The following is a 19,968-nucleotide window of genomic DNA, read 5'->3' on the forward strand; positions in this document are numbered from 1 at the left end:
TTTTGAAAAAGAAAATTATATTAATAAGCGGAATAATTATAATAGGATTAATTTTTGCATTTATAAAATTTAACGATAAAGGAATAGGTATGGCAAATTCCAATGATACTATAAGTATAACCCATAGATATGGAGTTACAGAGGTTAAGAAAAATCCAAAAAGGGTTGTAGTTTTAGATTACGGTGCATTAGATATAATAAAATCAATGGGTGAAGATGTAATAGCACTTCCAAAATCATCACTTCCAACTTACCTTGAAAACTTTAAAGATGAAAAGTATGTAGATTTAGGTTCTTTAAAAGAATTTAATATGGAAAAGATAAACGAATTAAAGCCAGATTTAATAATAATAGAAGGAAGACAGGGAGATTATTATGATGAGTTATCAAAGATAGCTCCAACTATAGGTCTTGGAACTATAAATAATGATCATTTTAAATCACTTAATGATAATATAGATATCTTATCTAAAATTTATGGAAAAGAAGATTTTTCGAAGAAAAAGGTTGAAGAAATCAATTCTAGAATTTCAAAGATAGGTGAAAAGGTTAAAAAGGAAAATCGTAATGCACTAGTAGCTATGGTTTATGATGGAAATATAAGTGTTTATGGACCTTCTTCAAGATTTGGGATGATTTATGATAAATTTTTATATAATCCTGTAGATAAAAATATAAAAGTAGAAGGTCATGGTCAAAATGTATCAAATGAATATATTTTAGATAAAAATCCAGAATATCTATTTGTTATTGATAAAGGTGTAGTAAGCAGCACAAACGGTGAAAAGGCAAAAAATATAATGGAAAACGAATTAATAAAAAGAACAGATGCTTATAAAAATGGTAAGATAATATACTTAGATACCAAAACTTGGTATCTAGGAGGTGCAGGTATTATAGCTACTGAAAATATGTTAGATGAAATGGAAAAAACATTATAAAATACTAAGAAATGCAAGAGGGTACTTTAAAAGTAATCTCTTGCATTTTATTTAATATTGTTAATAATTTACTACAAAAATGTGAACAAAATTGCAATTATATTAATTCTACGTTAAATACAAAAACAATACGTAAATTAACGTTGTAAATTATTTAAAAGGAATTTCTAAAATAATATACTAAAGAAGTAATTAAAAAGAGTAATTTAATTGTAAATTGAGGAGTTGACAGAATGTTTAATTTAAATCCTAAAGACGATAAATTTTTTGAAATGTTTATAGAACAAGCTAAAATAATAAATGAAGCTGCTGTCCTATTAAAAAAATCACTAGAAAATTTAGATGAAAAAGAAGTAATAGCTAAACAAATAGGAAAACTTGAACATAAAGGTGATGATTTAGAAAGACATAGTGTAATTGAACTTAACAATGCCTTTATAACACCGATAGACAGAGAGGATATACATAGACTTGTAAAGTGGATGGATGATATATTAGACTACATAGATTCAACAAGCAGTAAGTTCTTAATGTATGATATTAAAGAAAGCAGACCAGAAGCTATAGAGATGTGTAGCATGGTAATAAGAGCTACTGAAGAAACTTTAGATCTTATGGAAGAACTTAAGAAAATAGGTAAAAAGCATAATAAAATGCTTGATAAAATTAAAAAGATAAATGAAATTGAACATAATGGAGATCTACTTTACAGAAAAACAATTGCAATATTATTCAAAGATGAAAAAGATGTTTTAAATATAATTAAATGGAAAGACATATATAATTCACTTGAAAATACATTAGATATGTGTGAAAAGGTTGCAGCTATCGTAGAAGGAGTTGTAATGAAGCATGCATAGTACAGTTGTAATAACAGTCATAATAGTTGTACTAGCTGTAGCATTTGATTTTATTAATGGATTTCATGATACTGCAACAGCTGTAGCTACAACAATAACTACAAGAGCTTTATCGCCAGGGGTTGCAATAGCTCTTTGTGCTGTATTTAACTTTATAGGGGCATTTTTAGGAACTGCTGTTGCTAAAACAGTTGGTGATAATATTATTAATCATGAATTTATGCCTCAATGGGTAATAATAGGAGTGCTTATATCTTGCGTTGTCTGGAATCTTATAACTTGGTATTTTGGTATTCCAAGTAGTTCATCACACGCACTTATTGGTTCTTTAATAGGTGGTGGTGTTGTTTATAACGGTACTATAAAAGTTATTCAATGGAATAATGTATTTGATGAAGTAGTAGTATGGCTTATCCTTGGGCCTTTAATAGGTTTTATTTTAGGATATTTTATAATAGTTATTTTAAATTGGATTTTAAAGCCTTTTAAGTTAGCTGTAGTAAATAAGCTATTCTTAAAGTTACAAATAGTAGCTTCTGCTTTTATGGCTTTAAACCACGGTTCAAATGATGCTCAAAAATCAATGGGTATTATAACTATGGCCTTAATAAGTGGAGGGTTTATAAGTACTTTTGAAGTTCCAGATTGGGTAATATTTGCTTGTGCTTTAGCTATGGCACTTGGAACTTCAATTGGAGGAAAGAAAATAATTAGAACTATGGGAAGTGGAATGACAAAGTTAACACCAGTTAAAGGGTTCGCAGCTCAAATGGGAGCAGCAACATCAATTTTAGGGGCTACACTTTTCCACGCACCAGTAAGTACAACTCAAGTAATAACTACAACTATTATGGGAGTAGGGGCATCAGAGAACTTAAAATCAGTTAAGTGGGGAGTTGCTAAAGATATTATTTGGGCCTGGGTACTAACAATACCATTAAGTGCTGTTATATCAGGTGGAGTTGTTTTTGTAATGAAACTATTTATATAAAAAAATCTCATGAGAAATTTCTCATGAGATTTTTTTAGGGTAAAAATTACAATTTATAAATAATTAAGATATAAATTTTCCATTAAAGTAGATTTTTTTCTTTAAAAAGGATAAAATTAGATTTGCATATATAAAAAGATTAAGATGAAAAAGGAGAGGTAAGATGTACATTATTAACTTCATTAGAGGTTTCTGTATGGCATTAGCAGATAGTGTACCTGGAGTTTCAGGTGGGACTATAGCTTTTATTTTAGGTTTTTATGATAAGTTTATAAATTCTTTAAATAGCTTAATATCAGGAACTAAAGAAGAAAGAATTAATGCAATAAAATTTTTATTTAAACTTGGAATAGGTTGGGTTTGTGGATTCGTTTTATCAGCATTATTTATAACATCAATTTTTGAATCACATATCTACGAAATAAGTTCTTTATTTATAGGATTTATAATAGTAGCTATACCAATGATTTTTAAAGAAGAAAAAGAAAGCATAGTAGGACATTATAAAAACATAATATTCCTTATAATTGGAATAATTTTAGTTTTTTCAATAACATATTTTAATCCTATGACAGGAGGAAGTGGAATTTCTGTTTCTGTGGAAAGTTTAAATGTAGGGTTAATAATTTATATTTTTGTATCAGCTATGGTAGCTATATCAGCTATGGTTTTACCTGGTATATCAGGGTCAACTATACTTTTAATATTTGGTTTATACGCACCTATAATGGGAGCTGTAAAAGGTGTTATTAAATTTGACTTAAGGTTTTTACCTGTTGTTATAATTTTTGGACTTGGAGTTTTAGCTGGAATAGCTTTAACTATAAGAGGAGTTAAATTCTCTTTAGCAAATTATAGATCTCAAACAATATACTGCGTTTTAGGACTTATGATAGGTTCTTTATATGCTGTAGTTATGGGACCTTTAACTTTAAGCACTCCAAAGCCTGCAATGGATTTAAGCACATTTAGTCCATTATACTTTATTATAGGTGGTGCTTTAATAATAGGACTTGAAAGATTAAAGATAGCTTTAGAAAAAAAGAAGAATTAAAATAATTAAGACCTAATAGGAATTTTCCTATTAGGTCTTAAATTTTAGTCTATTTTGAATTCATCAACTAGTGTTTTAATATCAACTGAGTTTTCAGATAGCTCTTGAGCACTTATTGCAACTTCATTACTTGAGTTGTTTAATTCTTCAGAAGAAGCTGATATCTCTTCTGATGAAGCCGCTATCTCTTCTGAAACTGCAGATATTTCTTCTATATTTTTAATGATTCCATCTTTATCAGAATTTATAACGTTAAATCCATCAGTTATATTCTTAATTTTTGGAGTCATAGTAGTTACTGATTCTGTTATATCTTCAAATGATTTTAGTGTAGCATTTATAGTTACCTTTTGACCATCTAAATCACTATTCATAGTATCAGTATCTTTTATTATAGTTTTTGTTGTATGAAGCAATTCATTTACTATATCGTAAATTCCATTTGAAGACTCTTTACTTCTTTCAGCAAGGCTTCTAATTTCTTCAGCGACTACAGCAAATCCCTTACCAGCTTCGCCAGCTCTTGCAGCTTCAATAGCAGCATTTAATGCAAGTAAGTTAGTTTGTTCAGCTAAGCTGTTAATTAAATCTGTAATTGCATTAACTTTTTCTATATTTGATCCCATATCATTTATGTTTGATGAGAATGTTTTAAAGTTATTAGTAAAACTTTCAATTGAAGAAATTAAATCACCTAAATCATTATAGCTTGAACCTGTTTTTGATGAAATTTCTTCTGTCATTTCATTTATTGATTTTATGGCATTTAGCATTTCGTTTAACTTATTACCAAAACCATTTAAAGTACCAACTATATCAGTAAGGTTTGAAGCTTGTGATGTAGTACCGTCAGCAACATCTGCTATAGCCGTTGATATGCTTTGAGTAAGTGCTGAAAGTTCTTCTGAAATTGCAGCTAAGTTAGTTGCGTTACCTTCGATTGTATTAGTTGCATTTTTAACAGAAGATATCATATGAGACATAGATGATTTTGAAGCTTGAAGAGAAGTACACATATCACCAACTTCATCATTTAAAGTAAGGATTTTTTCATCTATTGTACCTGTGAAATCTCCTTGTGCTATCTTATCAACTTCATCTTTTGCAACTATTAAACCTTTAGTTAAGTATTTACCTACAAATATTATTATAACTGAAAGTACAGCAACGGAAACTACGCATACTAAAGCTAAAATATCTCTAAGCCAACTTAAATCTTTAAGTACATTATCACGATTTACATAAACTGCAGAAACTAAATCAGTACCAGGTATTTTTGAATATGAAGTATAATCAGTTTCACCTTCAAAAGTATATTCACCAAAGCCACTGTCAGCTTTTAGCATCTTACCTTGAATATCTGCTAAATCTTTAAATTTAGGATCTTTTTCAGCTTCTTTTATTATGTTTCCTATTTTCATTATGTTTGAATCAGTTGCAGCTACAACATCACCAGATGGAGTTAAGATATAAGCTGCTCCGTTATCTAAGAATTTGATGTTTTTAATAGTAGAATTTAAATCGTCACCACTTCTTACGCATATAAGTGCACCATTTATTTTCCCATCTTTTTTAATTGGAACTGAGTACATCATTACGACATTACCTGAATGAGGGCTTATAAAAGGTGGTTGAAGGTAGTTTTCTCCTGAAATGGCTTTTTCAAAGAAAGGCTTACCCTTTAAATTCTCTTTAGTACCATCAGTATAAACAGCATCACCATTTAAAGTTGCATATCCTATAGTAACGTCACCACGTTCTTTAGCGACACGTGCTAATTCTTTCATAGTATCTTTATCTAAGTTTGTGACTTCACCATCACCTGCAACCATATTTAATGTGTCAAAATTATTATTTATATTAGATTGGATTGAATTAGAAATATTCTTTGAAATTTCTATCATTAACTCTTCACTATTTCCCTCTAAGGCTTTTTCACCTATTTGATAAGCTATTACACCAAAAATAATATTAAAAATTATTATTACAGGAATAAAAATAGCTAAGAGTTTAGATTTAATGCTTGAAAATTTAATTTTCTTCATGACAACTCTCCTTTGATTTTGTGTAAAATATAATTATATTCAATTTTTAATTATATTTTTATTAATTCCATAAACATTATAGCAACTTACATACTTTAATTACAGAGATTTACATTTTATTTACAGTTTGTTATCTATATGGAAATAATTTAGTAAAATTCATATAATTTATAAGTATTTCAAGTCTTACTATATTATCGTTAACTTAATTAAAAAATGAATAAAAAGTCGAAAGATTGAGGATGATAATTATAGAAGAAATTAGCATTTTGCATATTTTATAATAGAATAATAAATTAGATTGAGGTGAAGTTTATGAAATTATTTATTGATACTGCAAATATAGAAGAAATTAAAAAAATTAATGAACTTGGAATTATTTCAGGTGTAACAACTAACCCTAGTCTAATATCAAAAGAAAAAGCTATTTTAATTGATTCTATAAGAGAAATATCAAAATTAATAGAAGGACCTGTTAGCGCAGAAGTAACTAGCGATACTGCAGAAGGTATGGTTAAAGAAGGAAAAGAACTTTCTAAAATTAATAAAAACGTAGTTATAAAAATCCCTATGTCAGAAGAAGGCTTAAAGGCTGTAAAAATCTTAAATAGTGAATCTGTAAAAACAAACGTAACATTAGTTTTTTCAGCTATGCAAGCTTTACTTGCAGCAAGGGCTGGAGCTACATTTGTAAGTCCTTTTATAGGAAGAATAGATGATACTGGTAATGATTCTATAAATGTAATATCAGATATAGTAGAGATTTTTAAAAAACATAATATTTCTACAGAAATAATTTCAGCAAGTATTAGAAGTCCTAAAAATGTATTAGATGCAGCAAGAGTCGGTAGTAACATAGCAACAGTTCCTTATAAAACTTTAATTCAAATGATAAGTCATCCTTTAACACATATAGGAATAGAAAAATTTAATAAAGATAATAAAAAGTAATTTAAAAGATATCGCAAAAGCGGTATCTTTTTTTCTTTTAGAAAACTAAAAAGAAAAAATTATATAAAAAATTTAAATGAAAAAGGTTCATATAAAAATATTTAAAATAGTTTCTAAAATAAAAAAACAAAATAAATATTAAATTAGAGATTCTTAAAGAAATAAAGAGAAAGTAGAAGAAGGATTCTTTAAATTACTAAAAATAGAATATAGGAAACCTTAAATATATAGATTAAAGAATGAAAAAATTGTATTTATAGGAAATAGAAGTTACTTAAAGTAATTTAAAGATTAGTATGGTGAAAGTCCTATAAAAACATTAAATACTTTGGAAAATGGTTTTATAAGGCTGAAAATGACATTGTTTAAATTTGTAAACTTAGTATAATTCTCTTCATAAGATAGTTAATTGAGGTGAAGAATTATGGAATGGATAGGACTTGTAGTCTTAATTTTAGCTTTTATTATTGCAACTATTATAATAGGAAAATATCTTTATAATATCATCTTTAATAAAAAATCATTTATAGATCCTGTTATGGATAAGGTGGACAGCTTTATTTATAAATTAGCAGGAATAAAAAATGATGAGATGAATTGGAAAGGCTATATAAAAGCGTTACTAATTACTAATGGAGTAATGATTGCTATAGGGTTTTTATTACTTGTAGGTCAACAATTAATAGCAGGAACTAATGAAGGAAGGCTTGATATGAATTTTCATACAGCCCTTAACACAGCTGTAAGTTTTATGACAAACACAAACCTTCAAGATTATACAGGAGAATTAAATTTAACTAACATATCACAAATGATAGTTATCACAGTATTTATGTTTACGTCAGCTGCAACTGGGTTTGCTATTTCTGGTGCATTTATAAGAGGAATAACAGGAAGAGGCATAGGAAATTACTATAGAGACTTAATTAGAATAATAACAAGATTATTAATACCGGTCTCAATTATAGCATCTGTTATTCTTATATCACAAGGAGTTCCACAAACTCTTAGTAGCACTAAAATAGTACAAACTCTTGAGGGAAATACTCAAACTATAGCTTACGGACCTGTAGCGTCTTTAGAGAGTATTAAACATCTAGGTACAAATGGTGGAGGATTCTTTGGTGCAAATTCTGCTCACCCTTTTGAAAATCCAACACCCCTTACAAATGTTTTAGAAATGTTTTTAATGATGCTAACTCCTGGTGCTTATATTTATGTGTTTGGAAAAGCTATAAAAAATAAGAAAGCAGCAAGGATGATATTTTTAGTAGCATTATTTTTATTTGTTATAGTAATTCCAGTAATATATTTTGCAGAACTTAAAGGAAATCCTATTTTTAATAGTTTAGGTATAACTAATTCTATTGGAAATATGGAAGGAAAAGAAGTTAGAAATGGGATATTTGGATCATCTTTATTTAGTACTGTAACAACAGCCTTTACAACAGGGTCAGTAAATAATATGCATGATTCACTAACTCCTATAGGAGGCGCAGTTACATTGTGGAATATGATGCTAAACTGTGTATTTGGAGGGAAGGGTGTAGGATTTATTAACTTAATTCTTTATGTTATCGTAGGTGTATTTATATGTGGACTTATGATAGGTAGAACTCCAGAGTTTTTAAGAAAGAAAATAGAACCTAAAGAAATGAAGCTTATTGCATGTATTATTTTAATACATCCTATCTCAATACTTGTACCGACAGCTATTTCTGCATTATTTAATCAAGGAAGCTTAGATGGATTTCACGGATTTACGCAAATGTTATATCAATTTACAACATCTGCTGCAAATAATGGTTCAGGATTTGAAGGGCTTAAAGACACTACGGCTTTTTGGAATATATCAACTAGCGTTGTTATGATAATTGGAAGATATGTATCTATGATTCTTATGCTAGCTTTAGCAAGCTCACTTGGATCTAAAAAGCCAATATCAGAATCAGCTGTATCTTTTAAGATTGATAGTGTTTTATTTTCTGGTATTTTACTTGGAACTATTTTAATAATAGGGGCACTGACATTTATGCCAGTTTTAGTATTAGGACCACTTTCAGAATTTTTAACTATGTAGAGAGGGGATTATAATGAAGAGCAATGGTTTTGTAACAAAGGAAATAATAAATACATCAATAAAAAATTCCTTTAAAAAATTAAATCCTAAAGATATGATAAAAAATCCTGTAATGTTTGTAGCCTATATTGGGATGATTATTACAGGGCTTATGACAATATTTATAAATAATCTTAGAATATATAATTTTGTTGTAACTTTTATTATATTTTTAACAATACTTTTTGCAAACTTTGCTGAAAGTATTGCAGAAGGAAGAGGAAAAGCACAAGCTGATTCTTTAAGAAACACAAAAAAAGATGCAAAAGCAAAGCTTTTAAAAAATGGCTTTGACTATGAAATAATAGATGCAAAACTTCTAAAAAAAGGTGATTTAGTATTAGTTTGTGCAAATGATATAATCCCAAATGATGGAGATGTTATAGAAGGATTAGCATCTGTTAATGAATCTGCTATAACTGGTGAATCTGCACCTGTTATAAAAGAACCAGGAGGAGACTTTTCATCAGTTACAGGAGGTACTACAGTAGTATCAGATTGGATTAAGGTTAGAATTTCAAAAGACCCTGGAGAGTCATTTTTAGATAAAATGATATCTTTAGTTGAAGGAGCATCAAGAAAGAAAACTCCAAACGAAATTGCATTAAATACATTACTTATGGCATTAACTTTGATATTTATAGTTGTAATAATTACATTAAAGCCTATGGCAGACTACGTAGGAATAGATATAAGTGTAACAACTTTAATTGCACTTTTAGTTTGCTTAATACCAACTACAATCGGAGGGCTTTTATCATCAATTGGTATAGCTGGTATGGATAGGGTAACAAGGTTTAATGTTATAGCTATGAGCGGAAAGGCAGTTGAAGCTTGCGGTGATGTAGATGTAATGATGCTAGATAAGACTGGGACTATAACATTTGGTAACAGACTAGCTGCAGATTTTATAGAAGTTTTAGGAGTAGATAAAGATACATTAATAAAAAAGGCTGTATTAACATCAATAAAAGATACTACACCAGAAGGAAAATCTACAGTAGATTTAGGAAGAAAACTTGGAATAGTAATAGATGAAAGTTCTATTATAGATGCAGATTTTATTGAATTTTCTGCAAGTACAAAAAGTAGCGGTATAAAATTAAATGATGGAAGAGAAATAAAAAAAGGTGCAGCATCAGAAATGAAAAAATATGCAAAAGAAAATGGGTGCGATATTCCAAAGGATTTAGATAAAATTGTAGATGATATTTCAAATCTTGGAGGAACTCCTTTAGTTGTTTCTGAAAATGGCAAGATATTTGGAGTTATCTATTTAAAAGATACCGTAAAACCAGGTCTTAAAGAAAGATTTCAAAAACTTCGTGAGATGGGAATAAAAACTGTGATGTGTACAGGGGATAACCCTCTTACAGCAAAAACTATAGCTAAAGAAGCTGGTGTTGATGATTTTATAGCAGAATGCAAACCAGAAGATAAAATAGAAGCTATAAAAAAAGAGCAAAGTTTAGGAAAAATAGTTGCTATGACTGGAGACGGAACAAATGATGCTCCAGCTCTCGCGCAAGCTGACGTAGGTTTAGCTATGAATTCAGGAACTATAGCTGCAAAAGAAGCTGCAAATATGGTAGATCTAGATTCAGATCCAACTAAAATAATAGATGTAGTTGGAATTGGAAAACAGCTTTTAATAACTAGAGGAGCTCTTACAACTTTCTCTATTGCAAATGATTTAGCTAAATATTTTGCTATAATTCCAGCTATGTTTACTATTGCTATTCCTAATATGGAAATCTTTAATATTATGAAATTAAATAGTCCAACTTCAGCTATAATAAGTGCTTTAATTTTTAATGCTATAATCATACCGCTTTTAATACCAATAGCTTTAAAAGGAGTTAAATATGTACCGATGAGTCCAGAAAAAATACTTAGAAAAAATTTATTTATATACGGGCTTGGAGGGGTTATTGCACCATTTATAGGGATCAAAATTATAGATGTTATAACAACATCACTATTAAGAGCTATTGGATTATAGAGGAGAGGATAATTATGATAAGAAATTTGATTAAAGGTATTATGTTAACTGTAATAATGATTGTCTTATGCGGAATACTATATCCATTAATAGTTACAGGTATAGGTCAAGTATTATTTAAAGATAAAGCAAATGGTAGTATAGTAGTCATTAATGGAAAAGAAGTTGGTTCAAGTTTAATTTCGCAAAAATTTACGAAAGATAAGTATTTTATAAGCAGACCATCTTTTGTAAATTATAATGAAAGTTATAATAATGAACCTGTTAATGCAACGTCAGGTTCACAAAATTTAGGACCAACTAGTAGTGAGTTAAAGGAAAATACTAAAAATAATATAAATGAATTTTTAAGTAAAAATAAAGAAGTTAAAAAAGAAGATATATCAGAAGAACTTATTTCTCAGTCAGGTTCAGGACTAGACCCTGATATAACTATAAATGGAGCATTAATTCAAATACCTAGAATATCTAAAAGTACTGGAATAAGTGAAGAAAAATTAAAAGAATTAGTTTTAGATAATAAAAAAGGTAAGTTTTTAGGAATGTATGGGGAAGAAAGAGTTAACGTTTTAGGATTAAATATAGAAATAGATAAATTAATAGGATAATAAAAAGCATCAAGACTTAAATCTTGATGCTTTTTCTGCCACTAAATGAAATAAAGATACAAATATGTTAAAATTATACATGAGGGGGAGGCGGGATATGAATAGGAAAAAGATGCTTATAAGATTATTAGATCAAACAAAAGAAGAGGGTAAATTATATATTTTAACTATAGCACTTTCTGTTACTTTTATATTTAATCTTATGAATATATTTCATATAGATGGAAGTGGCTATTCAAACACTTTTGAAAAAGTTAGTGCAGGTTATTTAATACTTATCACTATAATATTTGTTTTAGGATTAACTTTTTATTCTAATAATTATTTGCTTCAAGTTAAGTCAAAAGAAATTGGAATAGAGATGCTTGGGGGATTAGAACCAGCTAGCTTAGCAAAGGGGCTTACATACCAAACTTTTATATTAAATTCAAAAGGAGTTTTAATCGGAAGTTTACTTGGAGCAGGATTTGTGCCTTTATTTAATTTTTTTGGGAATGCAAATAGTATATTTGAAATATCGATTGAAGGAATTTTATACACTTTAGCTATATTGCTTCTTCAAACTATTATGGTTTTGATAGTTAATTATGGATTTGGTTACACAAAAGATATTAATGAACTTATAGAAAGAGAGGAAAGTTTAAGTTATTTAAAACAAAACAAAAATTTAAAAGGTTTTAAAAATTGGATGTATATATATTTTGTATTATTAATTAGTCCCCTTTTAATATTTTTTATAGGAGATGATTTAAAAGAAATCAAGGATGGGCTAATTATAGTTTTTACATTTGTGTCATCTATTAGTTTATTTATGATTATAGAAAAATTTATTCCTCTTTATATAGACAAAGAAATAAATAATAATTTAAATAGAAAAATAAAACTTATAGTATTAAAAAATATTAAGTTTAGGCTATATAATACTAAGTTTATATTTTATGGGTTAACGTTTATCGTTATGAATTTTATTTATAGTTTTAAAACTTTAGATAATAATAAAATAGTAATTTATAATTTGATAGTTCTTGCTATTAGTTTATTTTTAATATCATTTACATTGATATATAGAATTCTAAGTGATACATTAGCGCAAGCTAAACATTTAAGTAAATTATATTTTTTAGGATATTTAAAGTCTGAAATATTATTTATAGTTAAAAGTGATATTAAAGCATTAATGATTATAGGGGCGGGATTAAATATTATAAGTATAATTTCCTTTTTAACACCACTTTTATCTAGAGATAAATATGGAATTTACGTTTTAATTGAGTTTTTGTTTATCTATATCGGAATTCTAACAATTTGCTATTTCTTAGCAAGCAGTATTTCTTTAAGGATTATAAAAAGAAATTTAAAGGGGGATTAGGTATGAAACCTATAATTAAAGTTAGGGAATTAAATAAAACGTATTCAAGGGAAAAATATAATATAAGTATAGAAAGATTTAAAAATAATAAAGAGGAAAGTAAAACCCATGCTTTAAAAGGGATAAATATGGATGTCTTAGATGGAGAATTTTTAGTTATAATGGGTCCGTCAGGTGCTGGGAAATCTACTTTACTAAATATGATATCAACAATTGATAAAGATACTAAAGGCAGCGTTAAAATTTTAGGGGAAGATATATCAAGGTTAAATGAAATAGATATAAGCAAATTTAGATATGAGAAATTAGGTTTTATTTTTCAAAAATTTAATGTGTTAAATAACTTAACAGTTAAAGAAAATATAATATTACCTTTAGCTTTAAAAAACGATTCAATAGAAAATATTTTAGAAAGAATAAATTCTATATCAGAAAGGCTTGAAATTAAGGAACTTTTGGAAAAATATCCAAATGAGTGCTCTGGGGGACAAATTCAAAAAATAGCAGTTGCAAGGGCGCTTATAAATAATCCTAAGATCATAGTAGCGGATGAGCCTACAGGAAATTTAGATTCAAGAAACTCTCATAATCTTTTAGAATTTTTAAAAATATTAAATGAAGTTGAAAAGAAGACTGTAATTATGGTAACGCATGATCCTATGATTGCAAGTTATGGAAGGCGAGTTTTATATTTAAAAGATGGGATTATTGAAAAAGAGGTTTTAAGAAAGGATTTAAGTCAAAAAGAATATTTTTATAATATTTTAGATACAGTATCAAAAGAATCTTTAGATCTTTTTAATAAATAAAATAAGAGTTTCCAAAGGGTTTTTGGAAACTCTTATTTTTTATTTATCTTTGTTATTTAATCCACAAGGTTCCCAAGGATAGTTAGGGCTTGATGGGTCACATGGGTTTTCAGGATTAACTTTTTTATCCTCTTCTAATATTTGATCAAAAAAATCTTTGTTTGATAGTTCTTCTTTTTTTATATTGTTTTCGTTTTTCATAAAATCATCTCCATATCTTTTATACTCTATAATTATATTATATATTATTTAATAATAATTATCAACAAATAATAAGGAAAATAATATTAAAAATTTGTAAATTTAAGGATAAGGTAAAATTATTAATTCTATGTTCTTAGCCTTGTTTAAAAGTCTATTAACGGGAGAACCATATAAAACTTTTTCAATGGTAGTTCTCCTAGAATGCCCTAGTATTATTTTTGTTATATTTTTCTTTTTTGCAAATTTTATTATTTCGTTTGAAATGGATTTGCCACTTAACTCTATTATTGATGCATCGAACTTTTTTGCAAGGTCTATATTTTCCTTAAGAGACAGTAATTCTTCTTTTGACTTTTTATTATAGAAGAATCTAGTACTATTTACGTATACTACGTAAAATTCACATTTATAACGTTTTGCCATTCTAGCTCCAGTTCGAATAAGCCTTTTAGCAGTAGGGTTTGAAGAGATATTAACCATTATTCTTTCAGCAGTTCGCCAGTTCTCATCTATTTTGTGGTTTGCTTTGTAAGCTACAAGGCTTTCATCAACGTCGTCTGCGAGCTGCCTTAAAGTTAGTTCTCTAAGTGCATTTAAATTCCCTTCTCTAAAAAAATTTTTAAGTGCATTTTTAATTAAGTTGTTATTATATATATTTCCCCTAATTAATCTATTTATTAAAGTTTTTGGAGTGATATCTATAACTACTACTTCTGCTTTATAAAAAACTTTATCTGGAATAGTTTCTTTAACTTGTATTCCAGTAATTCCAGCCACCACATCGTTTAAGCTTTCTATATGCTGAAGGTTCACTGTAGTGTGGACGTTAATTCCTGCATTTAAAATTTCAAATACATCTTCATATCTTTTGTTATTTTTTGAACCTTTAACGTTAGTGTGTGCAAGTTCATCTATAAGAACTAAATGAGGTTTTCTTAATATTATTTCATCTACATCCATTTCCTCTAATATTAATGATTTATAGTTTATTTTTTTTCTAGGGATAGTAGGAAGGTTCTTAACTTGTTCTAATGTTGCTTTTCTTCCGTGAGTTTCTAAATATCCAATAACAACATCTTCACCCCTACTTAAACGCCTGTTAGCTTCATTTAACATAGTGAATGTTTTTCCTACGCCAGGTGCGTAACCTAGGAAGATTTTAAGCTTACCACATCTTTGCTCTTTACATAAATTTAAAGCCTCTAAGGGAGTTAATCTATCTTCACCCATATATTTTTACCTCTAATTAAGATTCTTTAAATGAAAAGAGAAGTCTTTAAAAAGTTTAGCTTTTTCTATGTCGCCTTTTATTTTAAGTTTTTCTGAGATTTCTAAATAGAAATTAGGAGCTAAAAAATCGTCTATATCTTTATCTTTGAATAGGTTAAAAGTATCATCTTTTTTATTTATTTCATCAATATCAACTTCAAATACTTCAGATAAAGTTTTTCTTATAGTATTAGATGTAAAAGGTTTTTGCAAATATGCTTTTGCACCAAGTTGAGTAGTAGTAACTGCATTTTTTATAGTCCCAAAGGCAGTCATAATTACTACAGGAAAGTCATAACCTTCATCTCTTAGCATTTGAAGAAGGGCTGTACCACTTACATTTGGCATTTTTATATCTATAAATGCTATATCAAAATTGAATTCTTTTACAAGGTTTAAAGCTTCAGTTGCATTATTTGCTGAGTGGACAATAAATCCATCACTTTCTAGAGATTTTGAAAGCAGTAAACGTATATTTTTAGTATCATCGACAACTAGCGCTGTTTTCATAAAATAATCCTCCAACATTTTATTATTAATAGGATACTTTAAATGGATATATAAGTAAATGGTCAATACTTATCGTAAAGGAGAATAATCGTAAATAAGTTAAAGAAATCAAAGGATAAATTCGATAAATAAACCCTAAAAGCATTGATTAAAAATTTTATTCTATAGAAAATTTATTAGATTAAATTTTTACTATATAATATAATTTTTATTGTAGGAGGTGGAATTTGATGTTAAAAAGTATAAAGTTTAAAATTTATATGGTTTTAGTAGTATTTTTACTATTGATGGTTGGAAGTAGTTTTGTTTCTATTAGAAATTTTAAAAGATTAGATAAATCAATAGACTTAATTATGAATAATAACTTTGATAGTATAGTAATAGCACAGCAAATGAGAGAGGTTATAGAAAGGCAAGATAGTTTAGAACTTACCTTTTTATTTGAAGATGATAAAAAATCTCTATCTCCTGATTATGATAAAAGTAATATTAAATTCTTAGAACTAATATATGAGGCAAGGCAACATATAAGTGAAAATAACGAAAAAGACATGATTGATGATATAGAAAAGAATTATACTATTTATTCTTCAAAGGTACGAGAACTTGAAAAACTAAAAAATGAAAAAAATAGTGATGCAGCAAAAGTCTTTTATTATAATGATATACTTCCTATATTTGAAGATATAAAAGATGACACATACGAAATTTTAGATATGAATCAAAAATCTATGGTAGTAAAAAAAGAAGAATCAACGAGCCTTGCAAATAATGCAACTTATTATACACTTTTTATTTTAGGTGCTGCTTTAATTACTGGAATTATAATAATTGGTGCATTATTAAAAAAAATAATTAAACCTATAGAAGATTTAACAGTTGGGATTAAAGAAGTATCTTTAGGTAATTATGATTATAAAATTCCATTAAGGCGAGATAAAGAAATAAATTCAATCTTAGAGAGTTTTAATAATATGGGTGACAGATTAAAAGAGTATGAAGTTTTAAATATAAATGAACTACTAAACGAAAAACAAAAGGCAGAAGCTATAATAGAGAGCATTGAGTCACCTATAATTGTAACTGATGATAAAAGCATAATAATAATGATAAATAAAGCGGCAGAGAGAATATTTGATGTAAAAGAAAAGAGTATAGTAAATAGACTAGAACTTAAAGATATAAGTGAATTAAATGAACTAAAAGAGACAACTAATAATGAGCTAGAAGTATTAGATGGTAAAAATAAAATTTATTATAGAGTTATATCAAATGGGATTATATCTAAAGAAAATAAAAAGATAGGTACAGTATTATTACTTCAAAATATAACAAAATTTAAAGATGTGGAAAGGCTAAAAACAGAGTTTGTATCTACTGTTTCACATGAATTTAGAACACCACTTACTTCAATTTCTATGGCGGTTGATCTTTTATTACAAAACAGCTTTTCATCTAAGGAAGAAATGGATGAAATGCTAAATATAATCAAAGATGATGGAGAAAGACTTAATATATTAGTTCAAGAGTTATTAGATTTAACTAAAATGGAGTCTGGAAAAATTGAGATGGATATTAAAGATATAGATATAAGAGATCTTATCTTATCCATAAAAAATACATTTAAAATACAATTTGATGAAAAAAATATAAATTTTATATTTGATACAGTTGGAATTCATAGGTATGTTAAGGCGGATTTTAACAAGATATCTTGGGTTATGGTTAACTTAGTTGGTAATGCTATAAGATATGTAAAAAGGGATGGAACAGGTGAAATAAAACTTAAGGTAAATGAAGTAAATAACGAAATGCTTATTTCTATTTCTGATAATGGAGAGGGAATATCAGAGGAGAGTCAGAAAATAATATTTGAAAAGTTTGTTCAAATTAAAAATAGTGAAGGCGAAACAACCGGAAGTTCTGGGCTTGGGCTTGCTATTTGCAAAGAGATAGTAAAAGCACATAGAGGAGAAATATGGGTAGATAGTAATGTAGGGGTTGGAAGTACTTTTTATTTTACTTTGAAATTAGGGCCATTTATAGAAGATTAGAATTTATAATTAACAAATCATGAGGATAATAGTATAATAACTAGGTAAAAGATAGAAAAAGGAGACACTAATGATTATAGAATTAAAAGATAAGAGAATTGAAGAGCGAATTAAGCATTTAAATAAAGCAATAGAAATTGTTGGAGGAAATGAAATCTTAAGCTTAGATAATACCTCAAGCAAAATAGTAGAAGAGATAGTAAAAAGTGTCCTTGAAGGTAAGGGCGCAAACATATTAATTAAAGATAGGGAATATACTATAGAAGAATTATATAGAATAAAAATAGGTTTTGAAAAATATTTTCTAAAAAATAAATTCAAGATAATAGCTAGGATAGTAGAAAAAATAAAAAAGTATAATACTGAACTTGAAAGTAAAATAAGAGACTTTAAAAAGACTAATTCTTTAGAAGATTTTAGAGAAATAAGTAAAGAAGTAGAAGAAAAATACAAGTGGGAATTTGATAGATTCCTATTAGTTAATGTAGAAAATTTAGACCAAAATACAAACTACTATGGAGAATATCTAAGTGAAAAGAAAAAACAACTTATAGATAGTATTTTTGTAAAACTAGGTATATAATTATTAATAATTCATTTTTATATAGAGAATTCTTAATAAAAGTGAAAATTTATAAAATCTAATAGAAAAGAGAAATCTAATCTAGAAGGGAAGTAATACTTAAGGGGAAATTAAATTTGAACCCTTTACTTAGTATAGAATTTTTTAGCCAAAATTCCTTAAAGCTTAGAAGGGATTTTGGCTTTTTTTATTTAGGAGGATTTTTTTATGAAGAAAATAGCTGTAATAAGCGCAATTTTAGAAAACCCTAAAGAATGTCAAGAGGATTTTAATAAGATAGTTTCTGATTTTAGAGGAAGCATAAGGGGGAGGATGGGTATCCCTTTTGAAGAAGGAATATCAGTAGTTTCTTTAACTGTAATAGGTGAATTAAATGATATAAACAGTTTAACTGGGAAGCTTGGAAACATAAGAGGGGTAACTGTAAAAACTGCTATTGCAAAAAAAGAGTTCTAGAAAGGATTATATTATGATAGTAAGAGAAATAATAGACAAATTATATAAAACTGAAAATGCTACAGATGAGGAGCTTTTATTTATTTTAGATAATTTATCTAAAGAAGACGAAGAATATTTATTTAGTAAAGCAAATGATATAAGACTTAAAAATTACGATAATAAAGTATATATGAGAGGCTTAATAGAATTTACAAACTTTTGCAAAAAAGATTGTATGTATTGCGGAATAAGAAGAAGTAACAAAGAAGCCGACAGGTATAGACTTACATTTGATCAAATAATGGAATGCGTAGAACTTGGAGATAAACTAGGATATAAGACTTATGTTCTTCAAGGTGGAGAAGATGATTATTTTACAGACGAAAGAATGATAGAAATAATTAAAGAGATAAAGAAAAAATTTCCATCTAATGCAATTACGCTTTCTTTAGGAGAGAGAAGCTATGAATCTTATAAAAAGATGTATGAAGCTGGTGCAGATAGATATCTTTTAAGACACGAAACTGCAACTAAAGATTTATATGATGGTTTGCATCCTGGAGAAATTATGGAAAATAGAAGAAGATGCTTAAATGATTTAAAAGAGATAGGGTATCAAGTTGGAGCTGGATTTATGATAGGGCTTCCAAATCAAACTAATAAAGATTTAGTTAACGATTTAAGGTTTGTAAAGGAATTTAAACCTCATATGTGTGGAATAGGTCCGTTTATTCCACAAAATCAAACCCCTTTAAAAGATGAAGAGGGTGGAAGCTTAGAAAAGACTGTAATAATACTATCTCTAGTTAGATTACTTTTACCAGATGTTTTACTACCAGCTACTACTGCCCTTGGTAGTATTGATCCTTTAGGTAGAGAAAAAGGGATTAAAGCAGGTGCAAATGTAGTTATGCCAAATCTGTCTCCAACAGACGTTAGGGATAAATATGCTCTTTATGACGGGAAAATCTGTACAGGAGATGAAGCTGCTGAGTGTAGAGGATGTATAGAAAGAAGAATGAATAGCATAGGTTTTGAAATAGAAGAAAACAGAGGGGATAATGTTAAGTGGTTAACTACAGAAGATGGTAAACAATATGAAAATTTAAATGAACACAAGAAGAATATTAAGACAAATTTAGTTTTTAAAAAATAGAAGGA

At 27.8% G+C, this 19,968-nt stretch carries 18 protein-coding genes; 14 read left to right on the top strand and 4 right to left on the bottom strand.

The annotated features are described in order from the left end of the window. The first annotated feature begins 2 nt into the window (after positions 1-2). From INR60_RS09890 to INR60_RS09905, 4 genes are all read left to right on the top strand, one after another. A complete protein-coding gene (locus INR60_RS09890; RefSeq protein ID WP_194191357.1) occupies positions 3-941 on the top strand; it encodes a siderophore ABC transporter substrate-binding protein in 939 nt (312 codons plus the stop codon). Positions 942-1,174: 233 nt separating this feature from the next. Then, positions 1,175-1,801, top strand: a complete 627-nt coding sequence (locus tag INR60_RS09895; protein ID WP_194191358.1) for a DUF47 domain-containing protein — start codon at positions 1,175-1,177, stop codon at positions 1,799-1,801. Further along, positions 1,794-2,792 (top strand): inorganic phosphate transporter, encoded by a 999-nt coding sequence (locus tag INR60_RS09900; RefSeq protein ID WP_194191359.1) that lies wholly within the window; start codon positions 1,794-1,796, stop codon positions 2,790-2,792. Before INR60_RS09895 ends, INR60_RS09900 begins: the two co-directional genes overlap by 8 nt. Positions 2,793-2,955: 163 nt before the next feature. Further along, positions 2,956-3,846 carry a DUF368 domain-containing protein gene (locus INR60_RS09905; RefSeq protein ID WP_194191360.1) on the top strand — a complete coding sequence of 297 codons (891 nt, stop codon included), beginning with the start codon at positions 2,956-2,958 and terminating at the stop codon, positions 3,844-3,846. Between the two features lie 44 nt (positions 3,847-3,890). On the opposite strand, the gene INR60_RS09910 is transcribed toward INR60_RS09905, so the two are convergent. After that, positions 3,891-5,891 carry a methyl-accepting chemotaxis protein gene (locus INR60_RS09910; RefSeq protein WP_194191361.1) on the bottom strand — a complete coding sequence of 667 codons (2,001 nt, stop codon included), beginning with the start codon at positions 5,889-5,891 and terminating at the stop codon, positions 3,891-3,893. A 315-nt stretch (positions 5,892-6,206) separates the two neighbouring features. On the opposite strand from INR60_RS09910, the gene fsa reads away from it, so the two are divergent. The 6 genes from fsa to INR60_RS09940 all read left to right on the top strand — a co-directional run bounded on the left by fsa (position 6,207) and on the right by INR60_RS09940 (position 13,749). Further along, positions 6,207-6,842, top strand: coding sequence for a fructose-6-phosphate aldolase (fsa, locus tag INR60_RS09915; protein WP_194191362.1), 636 nt, complete (start codon positions 6,207-6,209; stop codon positions 6,840-6,842). A gap of 424 nt (positions 6,843-7,266) precedes the next feature. Next, positions 7,267-8,922, top strand: coding sequence for a potassium-transporting ATPase subunit KdpA (gene kdpA, locus INR60_RS09920; RefSeq protein ID WP_194191363.1), 1,656 nt, complete (start codon positions 7,267-7,269; stop codon positions 8,920-8,922). A 13-nt stretch (positions 8,923-8,935) separates the two neighbouring features. Continuing rightward, the gene (kdpB, locus tag INR60_RS09925; protein WP_207729553.1) at positions 8,936-10,963 is read left to right on the top strand and encodes a potassium-transporting ATPase subunit KdpB; all 2,028 of its coding nucleotides are present in this window, start codon (positions 8,936-8,938) and stop codon (positions 10,961-10,963) included. A gap of 14 nt (positions 10,964-10,977) precedes the next feature. Further along, on the top strand, positions 10,978-11,571 hold the full coding sequence (kdpC, locus tag INR60_RS09930; protein WP_207729554.1) for a potassium-transporting ATPase subunit KdpC: 594 nt from the start codon (positions 10,978-10,980) through the stop codon (positions 11,569-11,571). Between the two features lie 97 nt (positions 11,572-11,668). After that, positions 11,669-12,940, top strand: coding sequence for a hypothetical protein (locus tag INR60_RS09935; RefSeq protein WP_194191364.1), 1,272 nt, complete (start codon positions 11,669-11,671; stop codon positions 12,938-12,940). A 2-nt stretch (positions 12,941-12,942) separates the two neighbouring features. Beyond that, positions 12,943-13,749, top strand: a complete 807-nt coding sequence (locus tag INR60_RS09940; protein ID WP_194191365.1) for an ABC transporter ATP-binding protein — start codon at positions 12,943-12,945, stop codon at positions 13,747-13,749. A 39-nt stretch (positions 13,750-13,788) separates the two neighbouring features. Here INR60_RS09940 and INR60_RS09945 read toward each other — a convergent pair whose 3' ends face one another. The 3 genes from INR60_RS09945 to INR60_RS09955 form a co-directional block, all read right to left on the bottom strand. Beyond that, on the bottom strand, positions 13,789-13,950 hold the full coding sequence (locus INR60_RS09945) for a hypothetical protein (protein WP_194191397.1): 162 nt from the start codon (positions 13,948-13,950) through the stop codon (positions 13,789-13,791). Positions 13,951-14,052: 102 nt separating this feature from the next. Next, positions 14,053-15,183, bottom strand: a complete 1,131-nt coding sequence (locus INR60_RS09950; RefSeq protein ID WP_194191366.1) for a sensor protein KdpD — start codon at positions 15,181-15,183, stop codon at positions 14,053-14,055. A gap of 12 nt (positions 15,184-15,195) precedes the next feature. Continuing rightward, a complete protein-coding gene (locus INR60_RS09955) occupies positions 15,196-15,732 on the bottom strand; it encodes a response regulator (protein ID WP_194191367.1) in 537 nt (178 codons plus the stop codon). Between the two features lie 230 nt (positions 15,733-15,962). Here INR60_RS09955 and INR60_RS09960 point away from each other — a divergent pair, with 230 nt between their 5' ends. From INR60_RS09960 to hydE, 4 genes are all read left to right on the top strand, one after another. Continuing rightward, positions 15,963-17,786, top strand: a complete 1,824-nt coding sequence (locus INR60_RS09960) for a HAMP domain-containing sensor histidine kinase (protein WP_194191368.1) — start codon at positions 15,963-15,965, stop codon at positions 17,784-17,786. A 70-nt stretch (positions 17,787-17,856) separates the two neighbouring features. Beyond that, positions 17,857-18,369, top strand: a complete 513-nt coding sequence (locus INR60_RS09965) for a hypothetical protein (RefSeq protein ID WP_194191369.1) — start codon at positions 17,857-17,859, stop codon at positions 18,367-18,369. Positions 18,370-18,576: 207 nt separating this feature from the next. Beyond that, on the top strand, positions 18,577-18,825 hold the full coding sequence (locus INR60_RS09970; RefSeq protein WP_194191370.1) for a TM1266 family iron-only hydrogenase system putative regulator: 249 nt from the start codon (positions 18,577-18,579) through the stop codon (positions 18,823-18,825). A 13-nt stretch (positions 18,826-18,838) separates the two neighbouring features. Then, complete coding sequence (gene hydE, locus INR60_RS09975) at positions 18,839-19,963, top strand: [FeFe] hydrogenase H-cluster radical SAM maturase HydE (RefSeq protein WP_194191371.1); 1,125 nt, start codon at positions 18,839-18,841, stop codon at positions 19,961-19,963. The last annotated feature ends 5 nt before the right edge of the window (positions 19,964-19,968 follow it).

This window comes from Clostridium chrysemydis, from assembly GCF_015234215.1.
Taxonomy (GTDB): domain Bacteria; phylum Bacillota; class Clostridia; order Clostridiales; family Clostridiaceae; genus Clostridium; species Clostridium chrysemydis.

What these genes read in the sequence shown, in the direction of transcription:
- INR60_RS09895 (WP_194191358.1), top strand. Translation starts at nt 1,175, where the DNA reads ATGTTTAATTTAAATCCTAAAGACGATAAATTTTTTGAAATGTTTATA.
- INR60_RS09900 (WP_194191359.1), top strand. Translation starts at nt 1,794, where the DNA reads ATGCATAGTACAGTTGTAATAACAGTCATAATAGTTGTACTAGCTGTA.
- INR60_RS09905 (WP_194191360.1), top strand. Translation starts at nt 2,956, where the DNA reads ATGTACATTATTAACTTCATTAGAGGTTTCTGTATGGCATTAGCAGAT.
- INR60_RS09910 (WP_194191361.1), bottom strand. Translation starts at nt 5,891, where the DNA reads ATGAAGAAAATTAAATTTTCAAGCATTAAATCTAAACTCTTAGCTATT.
- fsa (WP_194191362.1), top strand. Translation starts at nt 6,207, where the DNA reads ATGAAATTATTTATTGATACTGCAAATATAGAAGAAATTAAAAAAATT.
- kdpA (WP_194191363.1), top strand. Translation starts at nt 7,267, where the DNA reads ATGGAATGGATAGGACTTGTAGTCTTAATTTTAGCTTTTATTATTGCA.
- kdpB (WP_207729553.1), top strand. Translation starts at nt 8,936, where the DNA reads ATGAAGAGCAATGGTTTTGTAACAAAGGAAATAATAAATACATCAATA.
- kdpC (WP_207729554.1), top strand. Translation starts at nt 10,978, where the DNA reads ATGATAAGAAATTTGATTAAAGGTATTATGTTAACTGTAATAATGATT.
- INR60_RS09935 (WP_194191364.1), top strand. Translation starts at nt 11,669, where the DNA reads ATGAATAGGAAAAAGATGCTTATAAGATTATTAGATCAAACAAAAGAA.
- INR60_RS09940 (WP_194191365.1), top strand. Translation starts at nt 12,943, where the DNA reads ATGAAACCTATAATTAAAGTTAGGGAATTAAATAAAACGTATTCAAGG.
- INR60_RS09945 (WP_194191397.1), bottom strand. Translation starts at nt 13,950, where the DNA reads ATGAAAAACGAAAACAATATAAAAAAAGAAGAACTATCAAACAAAGAT.
- INR60_RS09950 (WP_194191366.1), bottom strand. Translation starts at nt 15,183, where the DNA reads ATGGGTGAAGATAGATTAACTCCCTTAGAGGCTTTAAATTTATGTAAA.
- INR60_RS09955 (WP_194191367.1), bottom strand. Translation starts at nt 15,732, where the DNA reads ATGAAAACAGCGCTAGTTGTCGATGATACTAAAAATATACGTTTACTG.
- INR60_RS09960 (WP_194191368.1), top strand. Translation starts at nt 15,963, where the DNA reads ATGTTAAAAAGTATAAAGTTTAAAATTTATATGGTTTTAGTAGTATTT.
- INR60_RS09965 (WP_194191369.1), top strand. Translation starts at nt 17,857, where the DNA reads ATGATTATAGAATTAAAAGATAAGAGAATTGAAGAGCGAATTAAGCAT.
- INR60_RS09970 (WP_194191370.1), top strand. Translation starts at nt 18,577, where the DNA reads ATGAAGAAAATAGCTGTAATAAGCGCAATTTTAGAAAACCCTAAAGAA.
- hydE (WP_194191371.1), top strand. Translation starts at nt 18,839, where the DNA reads ATGATAGTAAGAGAAATAATAGACAAATTATATAAAACTGAAAATGCT.